This window comes from Pedosphaera parvula Ellin514 (assembly GCF_000172555.1).
Taxonomy (GTDB): Bacteria; Verrucomicrobiota; Verrucomicrobiia; order Limisphaerales; family Pedosphaeraceae; genus Pedosphaera.
On sequence record NZ_ABOX02000020.1, the window covers coordinates 37640 to 53684 of the forward strand.

Sequence of the window (16045 nt, forward strand, 5' to 3'; positions counted from 1 at the left end):
CCATGGTAACCTCAGTTGGACGGTATTCGTCCTGAAGCGAAAGTTCCTCGCTTTTCTCGGATTTTTCCCTTATAAATGGACCCATGCGCTTCAGGCACGATTTAATCTGACAGCTCTTGTTTGTTCTCCTGGCTAAAGTTCGATTCCGACACTCGCCTCCAACTTCAAGTTGCACTCTTGCAACGAGTTGCAGATACCGGAGGAGGCAAGTGCCAGTGAAAGTGCCAGTGAAATCAATACCGGGTAACGACTCAACGACTACTCCGGTATTACTCGGCAATCACTCGCGATGGCGGGATTCGCAGCCCGTTTGGTGTAGCTGATACACCCAAAGCCGCGTTCAGTTTCATCGCTTCGGACAGAAAGTCTGAAATTATGAAACGTCGTTTCATCCTCTACCGTCGCAAACTCGGTGGCACATTCTATGTCGAGGACACCGAAACCCGAAAGCAGGAAAGTCTTAGCACAAAGGATCGTGCTGAAGCCACGTCTCTCCTCAACGCCCGCAATGAATCCGTCCGCCAACCGCAACTGAACCTCCAAATCGCCAAGGCATGCTTGGCCGGAACGGATTCAGGCGTCGCGACACGGACATGGCAACAAGCTCTCGATGCCATCGTCGAAACCAAAAACGGTTCAACCCAGGATCGCTGGCGGCGGGCAGCGAACGAAACCGCGTTGGATTTCATTCGTCATCGTGTGATTATTGAAACGCAAGCCGACCACCTGCTCGCCTGCCTCAAGGCGGGCACGGTCAGCACCAACGTCCATCTGCGGAAGCTCCATAACTTCTGCATTGCGATGAACTGGCTGCCGTGGCCGCTCATTCCGAAACGCCTCTGGCCGGAAGTGCGGTTCAAGGACAAACGCGCCATTACCAGCGAAGAACATCAGCTCATCATTGAGCGGGAAAAGAACCCGGAGCGGCGCAGCTTCTACGAACTGTGTTGGCATCTCGGCGGTTCTCAAACCGACATCGCCAATCTGAAGGCGGAAGACATTGACTGGCCCAACCAAACAATCGCATACGCCCGACAAAAAACCGGAAGCCTCGCGATGATTCATTTCGGCCCGCACATCGAGGCGATTCTGCGCCACTTGAACGCAACTGGCCCGTTGTTCCCGTATCTGCAATCCGTTCGCTCTGGCGACCGCGCCACCGATTCCTTTTTCGAACCAGAAGACCAGTAGAGTAACTAGCTTCCGCCCTGTTTATATTCGCAACTCACTTTGGCGCATTCTGCAAGTCATTTGGCGCGTCGTGCTAGTTACAGGCGCGACGGGTAGAGCTAGATTATTCGTGTCAATACCACCGGATGGTCCGGTGGAACCGACAAAGAAAACGAATATGAAAAACATCTGGTTCATTACTGGCAGTTCGCGCGGCTTCGGCCGCGCTCTTACCGAAGCGGTCCTTGAGGCCGGTTATTCCGTCGTCGCTACGGCCCGTCGGCCCGAACAGCTCGACGATCTCGTTGCACGCTATGGTTCACAAATTCGACCCGTGAAGCTGGACGTCACCTCGCCTACGGATGCGGAAAAAGCAGTCGCTTTTGCCATCGAAGCTTTCGGCCGGATTGACGTTCTCGTTAACAATGCCGGATATGGTTTCTCAGGCGCATTCGAGGAGATGACGCCTGATGAATTCGCCGGCCAGATTGACACGAATTTCTGGGGGGTCGTCCACGTCACGCGCGCGGTCCTCCCCATCCTTCGTCGTCAGGGCCACGGACATATCATTCAGATCACATCCATCGGTGGTCGAATCGGGGTGCCCGGCATGTCGGGCTATAATGCCGCGAAGTTCGCCGTTGAAGGTTTCAGCGAATCGCTCGCACAAGAGATCAAGCCGTTGGGCCTTAAACTCACCATTGTTGAACCGGGTGGGTTCCGCACCGATTGGGCTGGCAGCTCAATGGCCTACGCCACACCCATCGAGGCTTATGCTCCAACCGTTGGGGTGATGCGCAGACACATGGAAACTCACACGGGACACGAGCCAGGAGATCCTCGCAAAGGCGCCGCCGCCATTTTACAGATCGCCGACCAGCCAGCGCCGCCGCTGCGGCTGCCCTTGGGCAACGACGCGATGGCCTTGGGTCGTCGTGGATACCAGCAAAGTCTCGATGAATTGAATCGCTGGGCATCGCTAACTCAATCGACAGACTTCGACGGGGTGTCGGTATCTGCCACTGATCCCGCGGTCTTGCAAGTCCTCGGCAAAGCCTAATGGAAACAAATATTGACGATTTCAAAACACCAATTATATGACCATATTTGTAATATGACCTCTCAAGTCCCGGACAAATTCAAAGCCGCCAACGCCTTCTGGCGCGGCTTGAAAAAAATCGGACTCACGCCAGCGGCTGTGCTACGCCAAAGCCGACTGCCCGTCAGCCTTTACGATGGGGAGAAGAACCTTGTAACCACGGCCCAGTTCTTCGCCCTTTGGCGCGCGGTCGGCGAACTCAATCCCGATCCCGCTGTCGGCTTGAAACTCGCGAGCGAACTCGAACCTGAACATTATCACCCAGGAACCCTCGCCGCGCTTCACGCCCGCAATTACCGAGATGCCATTGAGCGCGTGGCGCGGTACAAGCAGCTCTGCTGTCCCGAGGAGGTTCATATTACCTCCAAGGGAGATGAGTGCATAATCGAGACGGTTTGGCTGTATCCCGATGGTGACATACCGCCGCTGCTCACAGACGCAATACTCGCGTCATTTGTCGAACTTGGTCGCCGCGGTACACAGACGCAACTTCGGCCCAAACGAGTGGAATTAAAGCGTGTGCAGGAGTCGAATGGCGTCCACGAGAAGTTCTTCAGGTGCCCAGTGAAATTCCGCTCGCAACGCAACGCGCTGGTTCTTAACACTTCGGACCTCGACCTGCCTTTCGCGACACACAATGCCGATCTCTTGGAAATGTTGAATCCGCAATTGGAAAAGGCTTTGGAAGGGAAAAAGGCTAAAACCCAGATCGGCGATCAGGTAAAATGGATACTAAAACGCCTGCTATCCGGCAATCGTCCGGACATTCTGCTCGTGGCTAAGGAACTCGGGATGAGCGCGCGCACATTGCAACGTCGCATCACCGATGAGGGCGCCACCTTTCGTCAACTGGTGCTCGAAGCCCGGCAGGAACTCGCACGCCAATACCTCACTCAATCCTCGATTGAAATCAATGAGGCCGCCTATTTGCTCGGTTACGATGACGCAAATTCTTTTTACCGCGCTTTCAAAACTTGGGAAGGCACCACACCCGGCCACTGGCGGTCGTTGAAGCGTGCAGCAACAAGCTGAAGGACATTATGTCGGGCGTCACAATCAATCAACCAAAAGAGCCGTCCATCACGTCTTGTCATGTCCGATTGGGTCGTTTGCCGAGAAGTTCGATAGAGCGTGCCGCCCTGCGTTAAATGTAACAAGTTGTCAGGAGAGTCCGGCTCACGATAGCTTGTCGAAAAAGAGATAAACGGCAGCAATCCGGCCCTCCCGAACGATGATGAAATCAGTCCCGGCGTAAGCTGGCGCTTCGCCCGGACGGCCCGATACCCATCGGATTCGCCCGGCATTTACCAATTCTTCTGGCTCGGCGATGGGCTGATATTGAAAATCAGGGTGAGTAGCTTTGATAGCGCCCGCGATTCGATCGATTTCATCGCGGCCACGGTAGATCCCCTTCGGCTCGTAGAACGCGCAATCTTCGGTGAAGATCTCGTCAATGGCCTTGCGGCGACGCGCGGGGTCATTTTCTCCAAAGACGTCGTGAAGATTGCGGGTGAGTAGGTTCGATATGCTGTAGGATGTTTTCATAATGCGGATTCCAGTCTTCCAAAATGCCCGATGCTCGTCGGTGGCATACGTAATTACTTAGGAATGATCAGGCAGAGTTCTTGCCGCAGGTTGTTGGCTCCGTGAATTCACATTCGCGGGAGCGGTAACCAGAATTCCGGCGAAATTGCCGCGGTAACGCCAAAGTAGGAACAGCGCAAGAACTGACACTACAATTGCCATAGGCAATCCTGCCGGCGCCATGAAGGCGTGGAAACAAAGGATATTGACGATCACCGGTCCGAGCAGCGTCAAGGCCAACGGCGCCGAACGGTCGCTTAAAAGCAGGAGACCGCCTGCGACTTGCAAAGCGCCCACGACGTATACGTAATGGCTCACAAACAGGGACGTCATAAAGTCGCGCGCCGGACCTTCCGGCGGCGGCGGCATGGGAATAAAATGCAGGAACAAGTTCAATCCAAACACGATGAAGATCAGCCCCAGCAGACTGCGAACGATGATTGTTGCAATTTTCATATCAATATCTCCCTTTCTTAAGTTGGTAATTCCAAATCACGCAGCCTTCAAAACGATCTTGCCGCGCACATGGCCGCTTTGACTCAATTCATGAGCGCGCCGCGCTTCCGTCAGAGGAAGAACGGTGTCTACCACCGTCTTCACTTTGCCGGAGTCGATCAGTTTTGCGATTTCAGCGAGGTCGGATGAACTCGCATGGGCGCCGTAGAATAAGGCACGAACGCCGTGTTTGGCAGCCAGTTCTTGCGAAGGCGGCTGAACAATGGACACCAAAATCCCGCCTTTCTTGAGCGCTTTGAACGAGCGTTCCTGGGTGTCGTCACCGATCGTGTCGAGAACCACGTCCACATCACGGACGACATCCTCAAATCGAGCCGCCTGGTAATCGACTGCTTGATCGACGCCCAATTCGCGCAGAAATGCCTGGTTCTTTGATGAGGCAGTTCCGATCACGTAGGCGCCCTTTGCTTTGGCGAACTGCACAGCGAAAACGCCAACACCTCCACCGGCTGCGTGGATCAGCGCCTTTTGACCTGCACGGAGCTGCGCGACTTCGAAGAGAGCCTGCCAAGCCGCCAGGCCCGCCACAGGAATAGCGGCAGCGTGCACGTGATCCAACGTATTGGGCTTCTTAGCAACGGCGGCTTCCTTGACTACGGCATATTCCGCGTAGCCGCCGCCTTCCAGTAGCGCATACACTTGGTCGCCACGTCGGAAATGGGTGACATTTTCGCCCACCTCTTCCACCGTGCCGGAAACGTCCCACCCCAGAGTCGCAGGAAACGTGAGCGGGAAAACATCTTTCAAATAGCCAGCCCGCTGTTTCCAATCAATCGGGTTGATCGAGGCAGCCGCAATTTTGATGAGCACTTCGTTCAGGCCGGGTGTCGGACGCTGCATTTCCACTTGCGCCATAACTTCCGGCCCGCCGTATTGATGAATTCGTATCGCTTTCATAATCATTTTCTCCAGGTTATAATCTATTCTTCTTTTCTTGTGAGACCTACCGACCATCTGCTGCCACTATCCCTCATTGGCTCCGTTCCGCCCAATACCATGATGCTTGTGTCGCCATGCCTTTTTGGCATAATGGAGCGAAATGGAACTCCGGCACTTGCGATATTTCCTGGCTGTGGCTGACGCATTGAATTTCACCAAGGCGGCCCGGCAACTGCGCATCGCGCAACCGGCGCTGAGTCGGCGAGTTCAAGACTTGGAGGATGAAATCGGCGTGGACCTGCTCAAACGCAGTCCGCGCGGCGTAACACTCACGGCGGAGGGAAAACTGTTCCTGGAGAAAACTCGCCAATTGTTGAAAATGGCCGATGAATCAGTGGAACAAGTGCGTGCATTGGCGCGGGGACAGTTTGGCAGCTTGCACATCGGCTATGCCCCGTCACCAACGGTCGAGATATTGCCGCCCGCGCTGGCCGCTTATCAGAGGGCCTTTCCCCATGTGAATGTCTTGCTGCATGACGCGTCTCGTCGGGAGATTGTGGACGGGCTACAAGATGGCACCCTGCAACTGGCGGTGCTTCCCGAGGTCGTGAACATGGAGGCGGAGGGCATCGAATTCGAACCGCTGCGGTCTTATCCATATTATGTGGCGCTCTCCCCATCGCATCCGTTGACCCGACTCAAAGCCATTCCGTTGGAAAAAATCGCGAACGAGCCACTCGTGGGATTCGCCCGCCACGACTACCCGGATTATTACCCGTTCGTTGAGCGAATTTTCCGCCCCTTGGGTGTTACACCTAAAATCGCTGTGGAATGCGACAGCGGCAGTTCGTTGATTACTGCGGTTGAAACAGGGCGAGGCGTATCACTGGCGATGTCCGTATTCAAGGTTGTGACTGGAAAGAGGCTGGTGCTTCGTCCGGTGGCCGGCTCCAAGGACGAGATCCCTGTTGGAATTGCTCGTGCGAAGAACGGAGATCTCACGCCTGCTGGCGAGAAATTCTGTGAGTTCTTGCGAAAGTTTTCAAAGCGGACGCCGCCTGCCTGAGTTCGCCATTGCCCGGATGTCCCGGTTCTCAAAAACCAGGCTTTCGCGCTCTCCCGGCTTGCGCCGCTCACGAAGGCCACCCCTGACGCCCCGCAGCTCAGTCACAGCCGCGAGACTACTGCTCTGAAACTATCTAAAAAACGTCAGCAAAAGTGTCGGGAAAGTGTTGGGCTGGGTGGTCACCTCTTTCGCAAAGGTGGCTATTTCGCGTCATGGAAAATGATGCCCATAGTGTTGCGATGGCCAGAGCGGAGGCGGCTGACGCCATGCCTTAAATTTACGCGATAGACGCCTTTCGTGCCCTGCACCGGGCGGTGGCTTACGGCAAAAGCCACTGCATCCCCCTGTTGAAGACTTACGACCTCTGCTCGTGACTGCATCCGGGGCCGTTGTTCGGTCAGTACGAACTCACCGCCTGTAAAATCTTTGCCGGGCTCTGACAAAAGAAAGGCGACTTGAATCGGAAACACATTCTCACCATACAAATCCTGATGCAAAGCGTTCCAATCGCCCTCACTGTAACTTAACAGCAGGGGTGTCGGCCTGGTCTGTTCTGCCGCATGACAGCGTTGGATATACTCCTCATGCGTCTTGGGATACCAAACGTCAATCTTCATCGACGTATTCCATCGGGTTGCAACCGTGGCCAAGTGCGGGTAGAGCGAGACCCGCAGGTCGTTAACAATCTTAGGTAGTGGGTATGACCAATATTTATACTCGCCCTTGCCAAAGCCGTGCCGAGCCATGACAACAGTGCTGCGAAAGATGTCTTTCTGATCAAACATGCCTGCAATAGTGCGGCACTCATCCCGTGTGAGAACCGATTTGAGAATTGTGCAGCCAAAGCCATCCAACTCACTACCCAAGGATTTCCAGTCAAGGGCATCGATGCGGTCTGAGATTGAAGTCGATTTAGTTGTCATGCGTTATTTTTTCAATTGCCAAAAGTTTCTCCTTGCGAACTACGCCCCAGCGATAACCGGAAATATTTCCATCAGTCCGCACAACTCGATGGCAAGGAATAGCCACAGCAAGCGTGTTTGCCCCGCAGGCCTGGGCGACAGCCCGAACAGCTTTGGGAAGCTTGATACGATTTGCCACGTCTGAATAGCTAGCCGTCTCACCAACAGGAATCCGCTGAAGCTCTTTCCAAACGCGTTGCTGGAAAGCCGTGCCGCGAATGTCCAAGGGGAGCTTGAGTCCGACGCCCGGCGACTCGACGAAGCCCACCACCTGAGCGACCAGCTTCTCAAATTCAGCATCCCCGCCGATAATATTCGCCTTTGGAAATTGATCTTGAAGATTTTGCGCAAGCACGTCCGGGTCGGCGCCCAAAAATATTGCGCAAACTCCCTTTTGAGAAGCGGCGACGAGAATCGAACCCAAAGACGATTCACCGATGGCGAATCGGATCGTATTGCCGGTGCCGCCGTTTCGGTATTCGGTTGGTTTCATGCCCAGTATTTTAGTAGAGTCCGCGTAAAATCGGCCATTGGAATTAAAACCAGATTCATAAATGGCTTCAGTCACGGTTCCTCTTTTTGGCAAAACAGTCTTCACACGGCCAGCACGGTGCCCCTTTGCATACTCTTTTGGTGTAAGGCCGGTGGCGGTTTTAAACAGGCGTTGAAAATAGCCGGGACTCATTTTGACTGCCTTGGCAATCTGGCCCAAGCTCGGAAGTTCGTCGGCTTGCTCGATGAGCCGACATGCTATTGCGACTGCCTCCGCATGTTTGCCCACGAGTCCAATTCCTTTGGGGTCACAACGCTTACAGGCGCGAAAGCCTGCTTGTTCCACGTCTTTTATGGTTGTGTAAAACGCAACGTTTTCACGGTTGGGCTGTCTCGATGGGCAGGATGGGCGACAAAACACCCCGGTTGTTTTCACCGAATACCAAAACTTGCCATCGCCCCGTGGGTCCTTTTTCAATAGCGCCTGCCAGCGGGCTTTATCACTGGCAAACTGTGGACCTCTTTTTTTAGCCGCAGATTTCGTTTTCATAATCATGCTCCAAATTTGTCATTGTCCCAATTATCAGGAACTCTGGTTCTTGCTTTCAAATTCATTTCCCGGCATCCGCAGACGCAATTGAGTACGCTTATCGGATTCGAGTTCGTGGCAGTGTTCACACGATTTACTTTCTCTTAGTAATCTACCTGATCTCAATGGTTCGCGAACTCCGGTTCTTGCTTTCAAATTCGTGAGCCGCGGAATTTAAAGTCGTGAAACGGAGTTTGGAGTTCGCGGAATTGGAATAGCGTCTTCTGACAGTTGCACGACGTAACTGCTGAGAAACAAAACAAAGTCTGTATAAGCGAAAGGAAGAATTATGTCTAAACAAGATGATAACAAGGCGGTGGTCGGTCGATGGTTTGAAAAATTTTGGGGCAAAGAATGCGACCTCTCAATCGTTGACGAGATCGCCGCTCCCAACATGCTCCTGAAGTATTCGCTCCATGAACCTCGCCGGGGTCACGCCGATATCAAGGCGTTCATGACCGACTTCCGCAAGGCATTCCCCGACCTTAACTTTTGGGGTACTGCCGACCTAATTGCTGATGGCGATTACGTTGTTGGGCAGTGGGACGGTGGCGGCACACACACCGGCCCCGCATTTGCGGACTTCATCCACGGTTCGCTTCCGGCAAAGACTGGTCGCAAAATGCGGTTCACCGGAATTACGATCCTCAAGGTCATCGACGGCAAAATCGTTGAAGAACTTGGGCTTGATGATGGTGTGACCACGTTGACCCAACTCGGCATTTTGAAGAAGGCCTGACAAATATTGAATGGAGCCCATATTCGGGGCCATTTAAATCTGTCATAAATCGGGCGCACGGCGAGAGCTGTGCGCCCTTTTATTTAATGATTTGCCCGATCACAACGGCGGCAGACTAGCGATCTTTGGCCGCTGGCTCGGCTTTGCTCAAAATCGCAGACTGCCGCCGAGGAGGGGCCTGACTTCTGCATTGCACCGGCCACGTTCCACTTCGTGATCCGCTTCGCCGACTCCGCGAGCACTCCGCTCCACTTCGGCACAGTTCAATTTGAAGACAGGCCGGAGGATGCTAACTTGTCACGCTTCATGCGTTCGCACTGAATCGCGCCATTTTCGCCCGCTGGCGCGGAAATGGTTGGAAGAATAATTTCCTTGGGCCGTTTTCAAGTCCTTTCCCGCATTGCTCCCCTCTACATCGGCCTTTCCTTGGCCCTCACTGGCCTGGCTTCACAGGGGCCGGTCGTGGTGCCCTCTAAAGACTACTCCCACTGGCCGCCCTGCTTCGCGGGCCATTGCCCTGAAGGGCGAAAGACCTAGCCGAATTGGATACGATGTTCGATTCCGACCCTCACCTCCAACTCCAAACAAATTGTTTTTCAACGAGTTGCAGAATCCAGAGGCGGGTGCGAAAAAAATCACCGGTGAGGACATGAAATCTTCACCGGTGATAAGTATGGGAGGCTTCGTTTTAGGCGCGAGCGTCAGCGGCCCTCTGAATAAGCTCTGCCACCACCTCTGGTTTGGAAACGTAGATGGCGTGACTGCCGGGCGCTTCCGTCACTTGTGCTTTGGCACGCCCCGCCATGGCCCGCTGGGCTGGCGGCGGAATCATCTTGTCTTCCGTGGCAACCAGGTAATAACTCGGCTTGGTTTTCCATGCCGGTTGCGAAACGGCGCCAGAGAGCGCATCCAGGCCCCATGGCACCTGGGAATCAGCCATGAATGATGCCAATCCGGGTTCAACGTCAGCAGCGAATGAGGCCGCGAATTTGGTTCGGTCCAGAAAGAGATAGCCGTCCTTGGGCGGCAAAATTGGTGGCACCGGTGCGCCGGGCGGAGGGTTCGCGATCAATGATGACACTGATTCTCCCTGGTCCGGAGCGAAGGCGGTTATGTAAACCAGATCAGAAACCTTGGGGTGAGTGCCTGCTTCCGTGATCACCACGCCACCGTAGGAATGCCCCACGAGCACGACCTCACTGTTCAAACTGTCAATTGCGGATTTGGTGACCGCGACATCGTCGGCCAAAGATTTGGTCGGGTTTTGGACGATGAGGACGTTGTAGCCTTTTTTCTTAAGCATGCTATATACGCCCGCCCATCCCGAACCGTCCACAAAACCTCCGTGAACGAGAACAATGGCCTTGTTTTTCTGCTGATTCAATTTTTGCGTGTTCATAACGATTTTCTTTCCAATTTTGGTTTCTTGTTTGTATCTAGTGACGTTTGCCAATCTGTGAATGACACTACCAGCGATCCTTATCAGGCAGCCAATACCCTGTTTCTTGTGCCGCGATGCTTTTTAGGAATATCAGGAGTTGGCGCAAACACCCTTAAACGGCAGCGACCTTCCTGATACTAGCGCACAGTTTCTCCCCGGCAGGAGTGACATCACCGTGCTTGGCGCGGGCAATGCCCAGGCAAAGTGTGGCAGTGGTTTTGGCGAGCGGCCGGTAATGAAGTCTTTTCCCGATGGCTTGTCTGAAGAGTTCACTGACCACAGCCACCTTCGCTCCGATTCGAACCTCGGTAATAAGCGAGTTTATACTGTCGCTCTCGGTTGCAACGTTTGGGCGCAGCGGTGAAAACACCTTGTGCAGCAATCTGTGATATTCGGAGTTATTCCGGCGGCCAAGGACAACCAGCGGATGGGCGGCAAGGGTCTCCACGGAGATGTTTTTCATGCGCGACAACGGATGTCCCGGTGCCATCGCGACGAAAAATGGGTAACGGCGAAGCTCTTCAAACTCCAATCCTGCGGAGGTTTCTTCGCTGGGTTGAATCATGAGCGCGAGTTGCAGGAAGCCATTGCGCAATTCATTGCACAGCTCGTCACTGCCCAGATCATGGAGGATCACCTTTACCCCGGGCGTGAGTTTCTGAAATTCAGCGAGTGCTCGCGGCAGTATTTCCTGGTCCAGGGGAGGCAGGTAGCCGACGCGCAATTCGCCAAATTCACCGCGAGCCAGGGCGCGGACTTTCGTTGCTGACTCGTCTACGAGTTGAAGAATCCTTTTCGCGTCCTCCAGGAATAATTTTCCTTCCGCAGTCAAGGTAACACCATGGGAATTTCGTTTGAGCAAGTCCACGCCCAATTCATCTTCCAAATCTGAAACCTGCCGGCTTAAAGCGGGTTGCGCGAGTCGAAGTCGCGTTGCGGCTTTGGTGAAATTCAGGGCTTCGCCAACAGCCACGAAGTATCTTAAATGGCGCAGTTCCATAGTTGGAGGCAATCATGTCAGAAACAAGTTGCACGGCAAGAATCCGATACGCTCGAGTAGCGCAGGTCACGTCAAAGGAAACCCTATTTCTATTTTGCTTGGTTAACTCTACTCACTCGTGCTAGGAATTCATCCTCGGAAAGCGATTCGCGCAGTTCTGCCAACACCAGAAAAACCAAGTGGCATGGCAAACTGCCGGAATCAAACTGTGTAGTAAAGTGAGAGGGTACAGCTGGCGCAAGCCTGTGCGATTTGGCCAGAGTTGGCACGATTAGCTTGCGTTTATCTCAGGAAACATGCTATTTTTTTAGGAAATTAATGGGTGAGCCGTCCGAGTCCTACCTTTGGAGCCACTTCTTAAGTTGTTGGAGTTCAATAACAGCACCCTCAGTTAGATGCTTAAATGGGCCAACTGTGTAGTAAAGTGAGTGGGTACGTGGTTTTGGTCACAATTCGCTGCAACTCCGCACCGATTCTCCCAGTAATCCCTAACACAGATGCTTCGGCCTGGCTTTCCCTCGAAAGGTTATGATGTTGAAGCATCGTTACTGGCTTTATTAGCGGGAAGGTGACTGCTACCACCTGGAAGATACCCAGACGCGCAATGGGGAGAGCCTGCGCACCATAGACCAGGTGGAAGCCGAGCGGCAGTGGGATGCCCGCAACCAGTCCTTTGAGTAACCCGCGCTGAACTTGGCGTTGGGCAAGACCTATCTGGCAGCCATCGATCCCAACCTCGTCAACTGTACATGGACGGTGGTGATGCAAGAGTCTTGTGTGTGCGGCAGTGCAACCGACCCCGCCTAACGATTTTCCAAGCTGTGTCCGGGTGCGTTTTGATCTGCTCCCAGCTACGGACCTGATCGTGCAGTCAGACTAAAACTGTCACTCCTCATTGCTGAAAATGGCCTGCAGCGTGTTGAGATCATGTCGAGCGGTAAATTTCTGAAAACTTTCGCCCACTTGTCGATGACGCAAGTAACCTTCCAGCATCTTCTCGAGCGTTGACGAGAGTTGCTCGAACGAAACTCCTTGGAACACTTGCCGCCCCACAGACTGGTTGTCTCCGAAACCGCCTCCGACAAAGACATGATAACCATCCACGCTTGCTCCACCCATTTTAACCTTTGCACCCAATAATCCTATATCTCCCATGTAATGCTGTGCGCAGGAGTTGGGGCAACCCGTCAGGTGGATGTTGATCGGTTGGTCCAGTTTAAAACGCTTTTCCAAATAGTTCGCCAGTTCCAAACCATGTGCCTTCGTATTGGAGGCGGCAAATTTGCAGTAGGAATTTCCGGTGCAGGCAACCAACCCGCTGCGAATGTTCGACTGTTGCCAGTGTAGTCCCATCTTGACCAGGGCTTTCTTGACGGTTTCGACGAAGGCGTCGGGAATGTTTGGAATGATCAAGTTCTGCCAAACGGTAAGACGGATTTCACCTGAGGCATAATTATCTGCAATATCCGCCAGTCGTAACATCTGTTTGGGAGTAATCTGGCCGACCGGGAGGGCAACACCGATATAATTTAGCCCGGACTGTTTTTGAGGAAAGACTCCAATATGCGAGTGGGATACAATTGGAAGTTTGTGCTCCGTATGAACAGATGAGTTTCCATCTGCTTCCAAGGGAGCCTTGAATAATTGATAGCCGAGCAGCTTTTCTGTCTCGGCCAAATATTGTTCCAACGTCCACTGCTCGAGCAAATGTTTTAGGCGAGCCTTTTTACGATCAGTACGATTGCCGTGCGCTATATAGACCCTGATCACGGCAACGATTACCTTTAGTATTTCCTCGGGACGAACCAGGACACCCAGATCTTTTGCAAATGCTTTATGGCCAGTGGCTCCTCCCAGTTTAATCCGAAAATAAATGCCAGCCTCAAGGTTTCCCTGCTTTGAAGGAACGTTGACGGCCTTCACGCCGATATCGTTGGTGTCCTCGACTGTGCCGATTAACCCACCACCGTCGAAGGCGACATTGAACTTCCTTGGCAGGTCGTAGAACTGGCGATCATTGAGGATGATTTGTCCCAGTTGATGGCACAAAGGTCCGGTGTCGATAAGTTCATGAGGATCGATTCCAAAAGTCGGATTGGCCGTAAGATTGCGAATGTTGTCTGCTCCTGAGCCTCTGGTATGCAAGCCAACGCTTTGGATGCGGCGCAATACCTCGGGGGCATCCTTCATTTCGATCAAGCGTATTTGAAGGTTTGAGCGGGTGGTGATCTGCACGTATTTCGTGGTCAGTTCGTTCGCAACGTGCGCAATCTCGCGCCATTGAAAGGTCTTGAGTTGTCCCGCCGGAATCCGCAGCCGGGCCATAAAGGCTTCCTTATTCGGCGTCAGATAAAAAAGGCCATTCCATTTAAACCTGAAAATATTTTCACGCTCTGGAGCTTTGTTGGCAGCGGCATGCTCAAGCAATAAGGGAAAGCTCTCCAGAGGATGCAACTCATGTTTGATGCGCTCTTCGAAGATCAGTCCTTCAAGTGCTGTTGGCTGGCTAATGGTGGTAATTGGATTAGTTGCTACATCAGTGAATTTAAAGCCTCGGTTGGCAAGACCAGCGAACAAGCCCTCCAGGTAGGAGCGCTGTTCATCGCTGAGCTTTTGACCTTTGATTTCTTCAAATGGCAGGGTCGGAGTATTCATCAATACACATCTCTTTGATAACGTTTCTCCACTTTTAGTTTTTGGACATACTCGGCAGCTTGTCCGGCACCATTTCCACCCGCGCTCTGAATTAGTTGATGCAGGGCCATATCCACATCCTTGGCCATGCGTTTGGCATCACCGCAGACGTAAACGTGCGCTCCCGCTTCGAGCCATTCCCAGAACTGCGCTGACTTTTCCAGTATTCGCTGCTGCACATAAATCTTGTCCGCCTGATCGCGCGAAAATGCGGTATCCAAATGCGTCAGATGTCCGTCCTTCAGCATGGATTCCAATTCATCTGCATACAGGAAATCAGTGGCACGCCGCTGGTCTCCGAAGAAAAGCCAGTTTTTACCTCGCGCCCCCACGGCGCGCCGCTCTTCAAGAAAGGCTCTGAATGGCGCCACGCCCGTTCCTGGTCCGATCATGATGATGGGAGCATCATGATTCTGTGGCAGGCGAAAACCGTGTGAAGGTTGCACGAAGACCGGAACTGGTGTTTGCTCATCCACACGGTCCGCGAGGAATGTGGAGCAGACACCTTTGCAGGGGCGGCCATGACTGTCATAACGCACAATGGCAACCGTGAGGTGAACTTCTCCCGGGTGCATCCTCGGGCTGGAGGAAATGGAATAGAGTCGTGCCTGTAGTTTGGGCAGCAGTTCTGCAATTTCACCGGGAGAAAAGGAGGCTCCAGGATGGCTTAACAGAAGGTGAATCAATTCACGGCCATGAAGAAATTTATCCAATTCGGTTTTGGCGTCAGGGGCCAATAGTTTCTTCAGCTGCTCATCGTTGGAACGTTCAGCCAGGATTTTGAGAAAGCCCGTTGATATTCTTGTGATCTGAAAGTTCTCGATGAGTGCTTTACGAAGGGACACCTCGGTTCCATGCGCAAGTTTGACAGCCTCTTCACCATCGCACTTGAGGGCAAGCAACACTTCATCAGCCAGAGCGGGACAATTGGCAGGCATCACGCCGAGGGCATCTCCCACTTCGTAATTGAGCCCCGAATCCTTAAGCGAAATCTCGAAATGCCTTGTCTCCTTGGCAGAGTTCGCACCGTTCAATTTGCGATTCGTGATCAAACGCGCTGGAAATGGATTTGCCTTGGAGTATGCTTTTGGACTGGACTCAGTTTTTGGCGGAGGGAGCAACTCCTTGACTTGCGCGGGCGTTTCAACAGAAAGCTTTTTGAACTCCGACCAGATGGCGGACATCCAGACATTTGCCGGGGCTTCGTAATCAGTGTCACACTCGCCGAGCGGGTGCAAACGTTTTGCACCCAATTGTTCCAGACGTGCATCAAACTTCCTGCCCGCACCGCAAAAATCGCTGTAGTTACGATCGCCCAGCGCGAGCACTGAATAATTGATATGTTCCAGACGGGGAGCAGTTTCAGAGTTTAAAAAGTTCCAGAACGCCGCGGCATTGTCCGGTGGATCGCCATCTCCCCAGGTGCTGGTTACCAGCAGCACAGAACATTCCTGCCCCCACTCGATCGCAGCATAGGAATTCATGTCCAACACCCGGGCGCTCACTCCGCGTTTTGATGCTTCAGCAGCGGCCTTTTTTGCAAGCCCTTCGGCCGTGCCGGTTTGGCTTCCGAACAGAATCAGCACCTTATGCGTGCTGGTCGTGGCTTCTGATGCGGCATTGGCTGGTTCGCTGGTAGGCTCGGCAAACAGGCCGGCCAGAAATCCATTGATCCAGGCTCGCTGTTCGGCGGTGAAAGGAGCATTTTCAGGGATGCAAGGGATGGGGCGCATATTGTATCAAACCGGGCGGACGATTTTCATTTTGCTCGACATACTTTCCGCGTCACTACGCTGCAAGATTCCATAGCCTTC

The 16045-nt window shown here is 53.2% G+C and carries 14 protein-coding genes; 5 read left to right on the forward strand and 9 right to left on the reverse strand.

Features of this window, described 5'->3' with window-relative positions; translation table 11 throughout:
- Window positions 1–375 precede the first annotated feature (375 nt).
- The 3 genes from CFLAV_RS16150 (at window position 376) to CFLAV_RS16160 (ending at window position 3301) form a co-directional block, all read left to right on the forward strand.
- Window positions 376–1191 carry a site-specific integrase gene (locus CFLAV_RS16150; protein ID WP_007415844.1) on the forward strand — a complete coding sequence of 272 codons (816 nt, stop codon included), beginning with the start codon at window positions 376–378 and terminating at the stop codon, window positions 1189–1191.
- A 157-nt stretch (window positions 1192–1348) separates the two neighbouring features.
- Entirely contained in the window at window positions 1349–2230 is an 882-nt protein-coding gene (locus CFLAV_RS16155; protein WP_007415845.1) for an oxidoreductase, read from the forward strand.
- A 54-nt stretch (window positions 2231–2284) separates the two neighbouring features.
- Window positions 2285–3301: an AraC family transcriptional regulator gene (locus tag CFLAV_RS16160; protein ID WP_007415846.1), complete on the forward strand. Its 1017-nt coding sequence runs from the start codon at window positions 2285–2287 to the stop codon at window positions 3299–3301.
- A gap of 144 nt (window positions 3302–3445) precedes the next feature.
- Here CFLAV_RS16160 and CFLAV_RS16165 read toward each other — a convergent pair whose 3' ends face one another.
- The 3 genes from CFLAV_RS16165 to CFLAV_RS16175 are packed head-to-tail and all read right to left on the reverse strand — an operon-like array spanning window position 3446 to window position 5266.
- Entirely contained in the window at window positions 3446–3814 is a 369-nt protein-coding gene (locus tag CFLAV_RS16165) for a nuclear transport factor 2 family protein (RefSeq protein ID WP_007415847.1), read from the reverse strand.
- Between the two features lie 57 nt (window positions 3815–3871).
- Window positions 3872–4309: a hypothetical protein gene (locus CFLAV_RS16170; RefSeq protein WP_007415848.1), complete on the reverse strand. Its 438-nt coding sequence runs from the start codon at window positions 4307–4309 to the stop codon at window positions 3872–3874.
- A 36-nt stretch (window positions 4310–4345) separates the two neighbouring features.
- A complete protein-coding gene (locus CFLAV_RS16175; protein ID WP_040549119.1) occupies window positions 4346–5266 on the reverse strand; it encodes an NADP-dependent oxidoreductase in 921 nt (306 codons plus the stop codon).
- 142 nt (window positions 5267–5408) lie between these two features.
- Between CFLAV_RS16175 and CFLAV_RS16180 the strand changes: the two genes are divergently transcribed.
- Window positions 5409–6314: a LysR family transcriptional regulator gene (locus tag CFLAV_RS16180; RefSeq protein WP_007415850.1), complete on the forward strand. Its 906-nt coding sequence runs from the start codon at window positions 5409–5411 to the stop codon at window positions 6312–6314.
- 200 nt (window positions 6315–6514) lie between these two features.
- Here the strand turns inward: CFLAV_RS16180 and CFLAV_RS16190 are convergent, their stop codons facing one another.
- A complete protein-coding gene (locus CFLAV_RS16190; RefSeq protein WP_007415851.1) occupies window positions 6515–7237 on the reverse strand; it encodes a 2OG-Fe(II) oxygenase in 723 nt (240 codons plus the stop codon).
- Window positions 7227–8318, reverse strand: a complete 1092-nt coding sequence (ada, locus tag CFLAV_RS16195; protein WP_192812801.1) for a bifunctional DNA-binding transcriptional regulator/O6-methylguanine-DNA methyltransferase Ada — start codon at window positions 8316–8318, stop codon at window positions 7227–7229. The genes CFLAV_RS16190 and ada overlap by 11 nt, the downstream gene beginning before the upstream one ends.
- 328 nt (window positions 8319–8646) lie before the next feature.
- Between ada and CFLAV_RS16200 the strand changes: the two genes are divergently transcribed.
- Window positions 8647–9096 carry an ester cyclase gene (locus CFLAV_RS16200; protein WP_007415853.1) on the forward strand — a complete coding sequence of 150 codons (450 nt, stop codon included), beginning with the start codon at window positions 8647–8649 and terminating at the stop codon, window positions 9094–9096.
- Window positions 9097–9784: 688 nt separating this feature from the next.
- Here CFLAV_RS16200 and CFLAV_RS16205 read toward each other — a convergent pair.
- The 4 genes from CFLAV_RS16205 to CFLAV_RS16225 all read right to left on the reverse strand — a co-directional run bounded on the left by CFLAV_RS16205 (window position 9785) and on the right by CFLAV_RS16225 (window position 15964).
- Window positions 9785–10495: an alpha/beta hydrolase gene (locus CFLAV_RS16205; RefSeq protein ID WP_007415855.1), complete on the reverse strand. Its 711-nt coding sequence runs from the start codon at window positions 10493–10495 to the stop codon at window positions 9785–9787.
- Between the two features lie 154 nt (window positions 10496–10649).
- Window positions 10650–11537: a LysR family transcriptional regulator gene (locus CFLAV_RS16210; RefSeq protein WP_007415856.1), complete on the reverse strand. Its 888-nt coding sequence runs from the start codon at window positions 11535–11537 to the stop codon at window positions 10650–10652.
- Window positions 11538–12422: 885 nt separating this feature from the next.
- Entirely contained in the window at window positions 12423–14192 is a 1770-nt protein-coding gene (locus tag CFLAV_RS16220) for a NirA family protein (protein WP_007415857.1), read from the reverse strand.
- The gene (locus CFLAV_RS16225; RefSeq protein ID WP_007415858.1) at window positions 14192–15964 is read right to left on the reverse strand and encodes a sulfite reductase subunit alpha; all 1773 of its coding nucleotides are present in this window, start codon (window positions 15962–15964) and stop codon (window positions 14192–14194) included. The genes CFLAV_RS16220 and CFLAV_RS16225 overlap by 1 nt, the downstream gene beginning before the upstream one ends.
- Window positions 15965–16045: the final 81 nt, after the last annotated feature.

Bases quoted from the DNA above. Each gene is read 5' to 3' on its own strand.
- CFLAV_RS16150 (WP_007415844.1), top strand. From the start codon at position 376: ATGAAACGTCGTTTCATCCTCTACCGTCGCAAACTCGGTGGCACATTC.
- CFLAV_RS16155 (WP_007415845.1), top strand. From the start codon at position 1,349: ATGAAAAACATCTGGTTCATTACTGGCAGTTCGCGCGGCTTCGGCCGC.
- CFLAV_RS16160 (WP_007415846.1), top strand. From the start codon at position 2,285: ATGACCTCTCAAGTCCCGGACAAATTCAAAGCCGCCAACGCCTTCTGG.
- CFLAV_RS16165 (WP_007415847.1), bottom strand. From the start codon at position 3,814: ATGAAAACATCCTACAGCATATCGAACCTACTCACCCGCAATCTTCAC.
- CFLAV_RS16170 (WP_007415848.1), bottom strand. From the start codon at position 4,309: ATGAAAATTGCAACAATCATCGTTCGCAGTCTGCTGGGGCTGATCTTC.
- CFLAV_RS16175 (WP_040549119.1), bottom strand. From the start codon at position 5,266: ATGAAAGCGATACGAATTCATCAATACGGCGGGCCGGAAGTTATGGCG.
- CFLAV_RS16180 (WP_007415850.1), top strand. From the start codon at position 5,409: ATGGAACTCCGGCACTTGCGATATTTCCTGGCTGTGGCTGACGCATTG.
- CFLAV_RS16190 (WP_007415851.1), bottom strand. From the start codon at position 7,237: ATGACAACTAAATCGACTTCAATCTCAGACCGCATCGATGCCCTTGAC.
- ada (WP_192812801.1), bottom strand. From the start codon at position 8,318: ATGAAAACGAAATCTGCGGCTAAAAAAAGAGGTCCACAGTTTGCCAGT.
- CFLAV_RS16200 (WP_007415853.1), top strand. From the start codon at position 8,647: ATGTCTAAACAAGATGATAACAAGGCGGTGGTCGGTCGATGGTTTGAA.
- CFLAV_RS16205 (WP_007415855.1), bottom strand. From the start codon at position 10,495: ATGAACACGCAAAAATTGAATCAGCAGAAAAACAAGGCCATTGTTCTC.
- CFLAV_RS16210 (WP_007415856.1), bottom strand. From the start codon at position 11,537: ATGGAACTGCGCCATTTAAGATACTTCGTGGCTGTTGGCGAAGCCCTG.
- CFLAV_RS16220 (WP_007415857.1), bottom strand. From the start codon at position 14,192: ATGAATACTCCGACCCTGCCATTTGAAGAAATCAAAGGTCAAAAGCTC.
- CFLAV_RS16225 (WP_007415858.1), bottom strand. From the start codon at position 15,964: ATGCGCCCCATCCCTTGCATCCCTGAAAATGCTCCTTTCACCGCCGAA.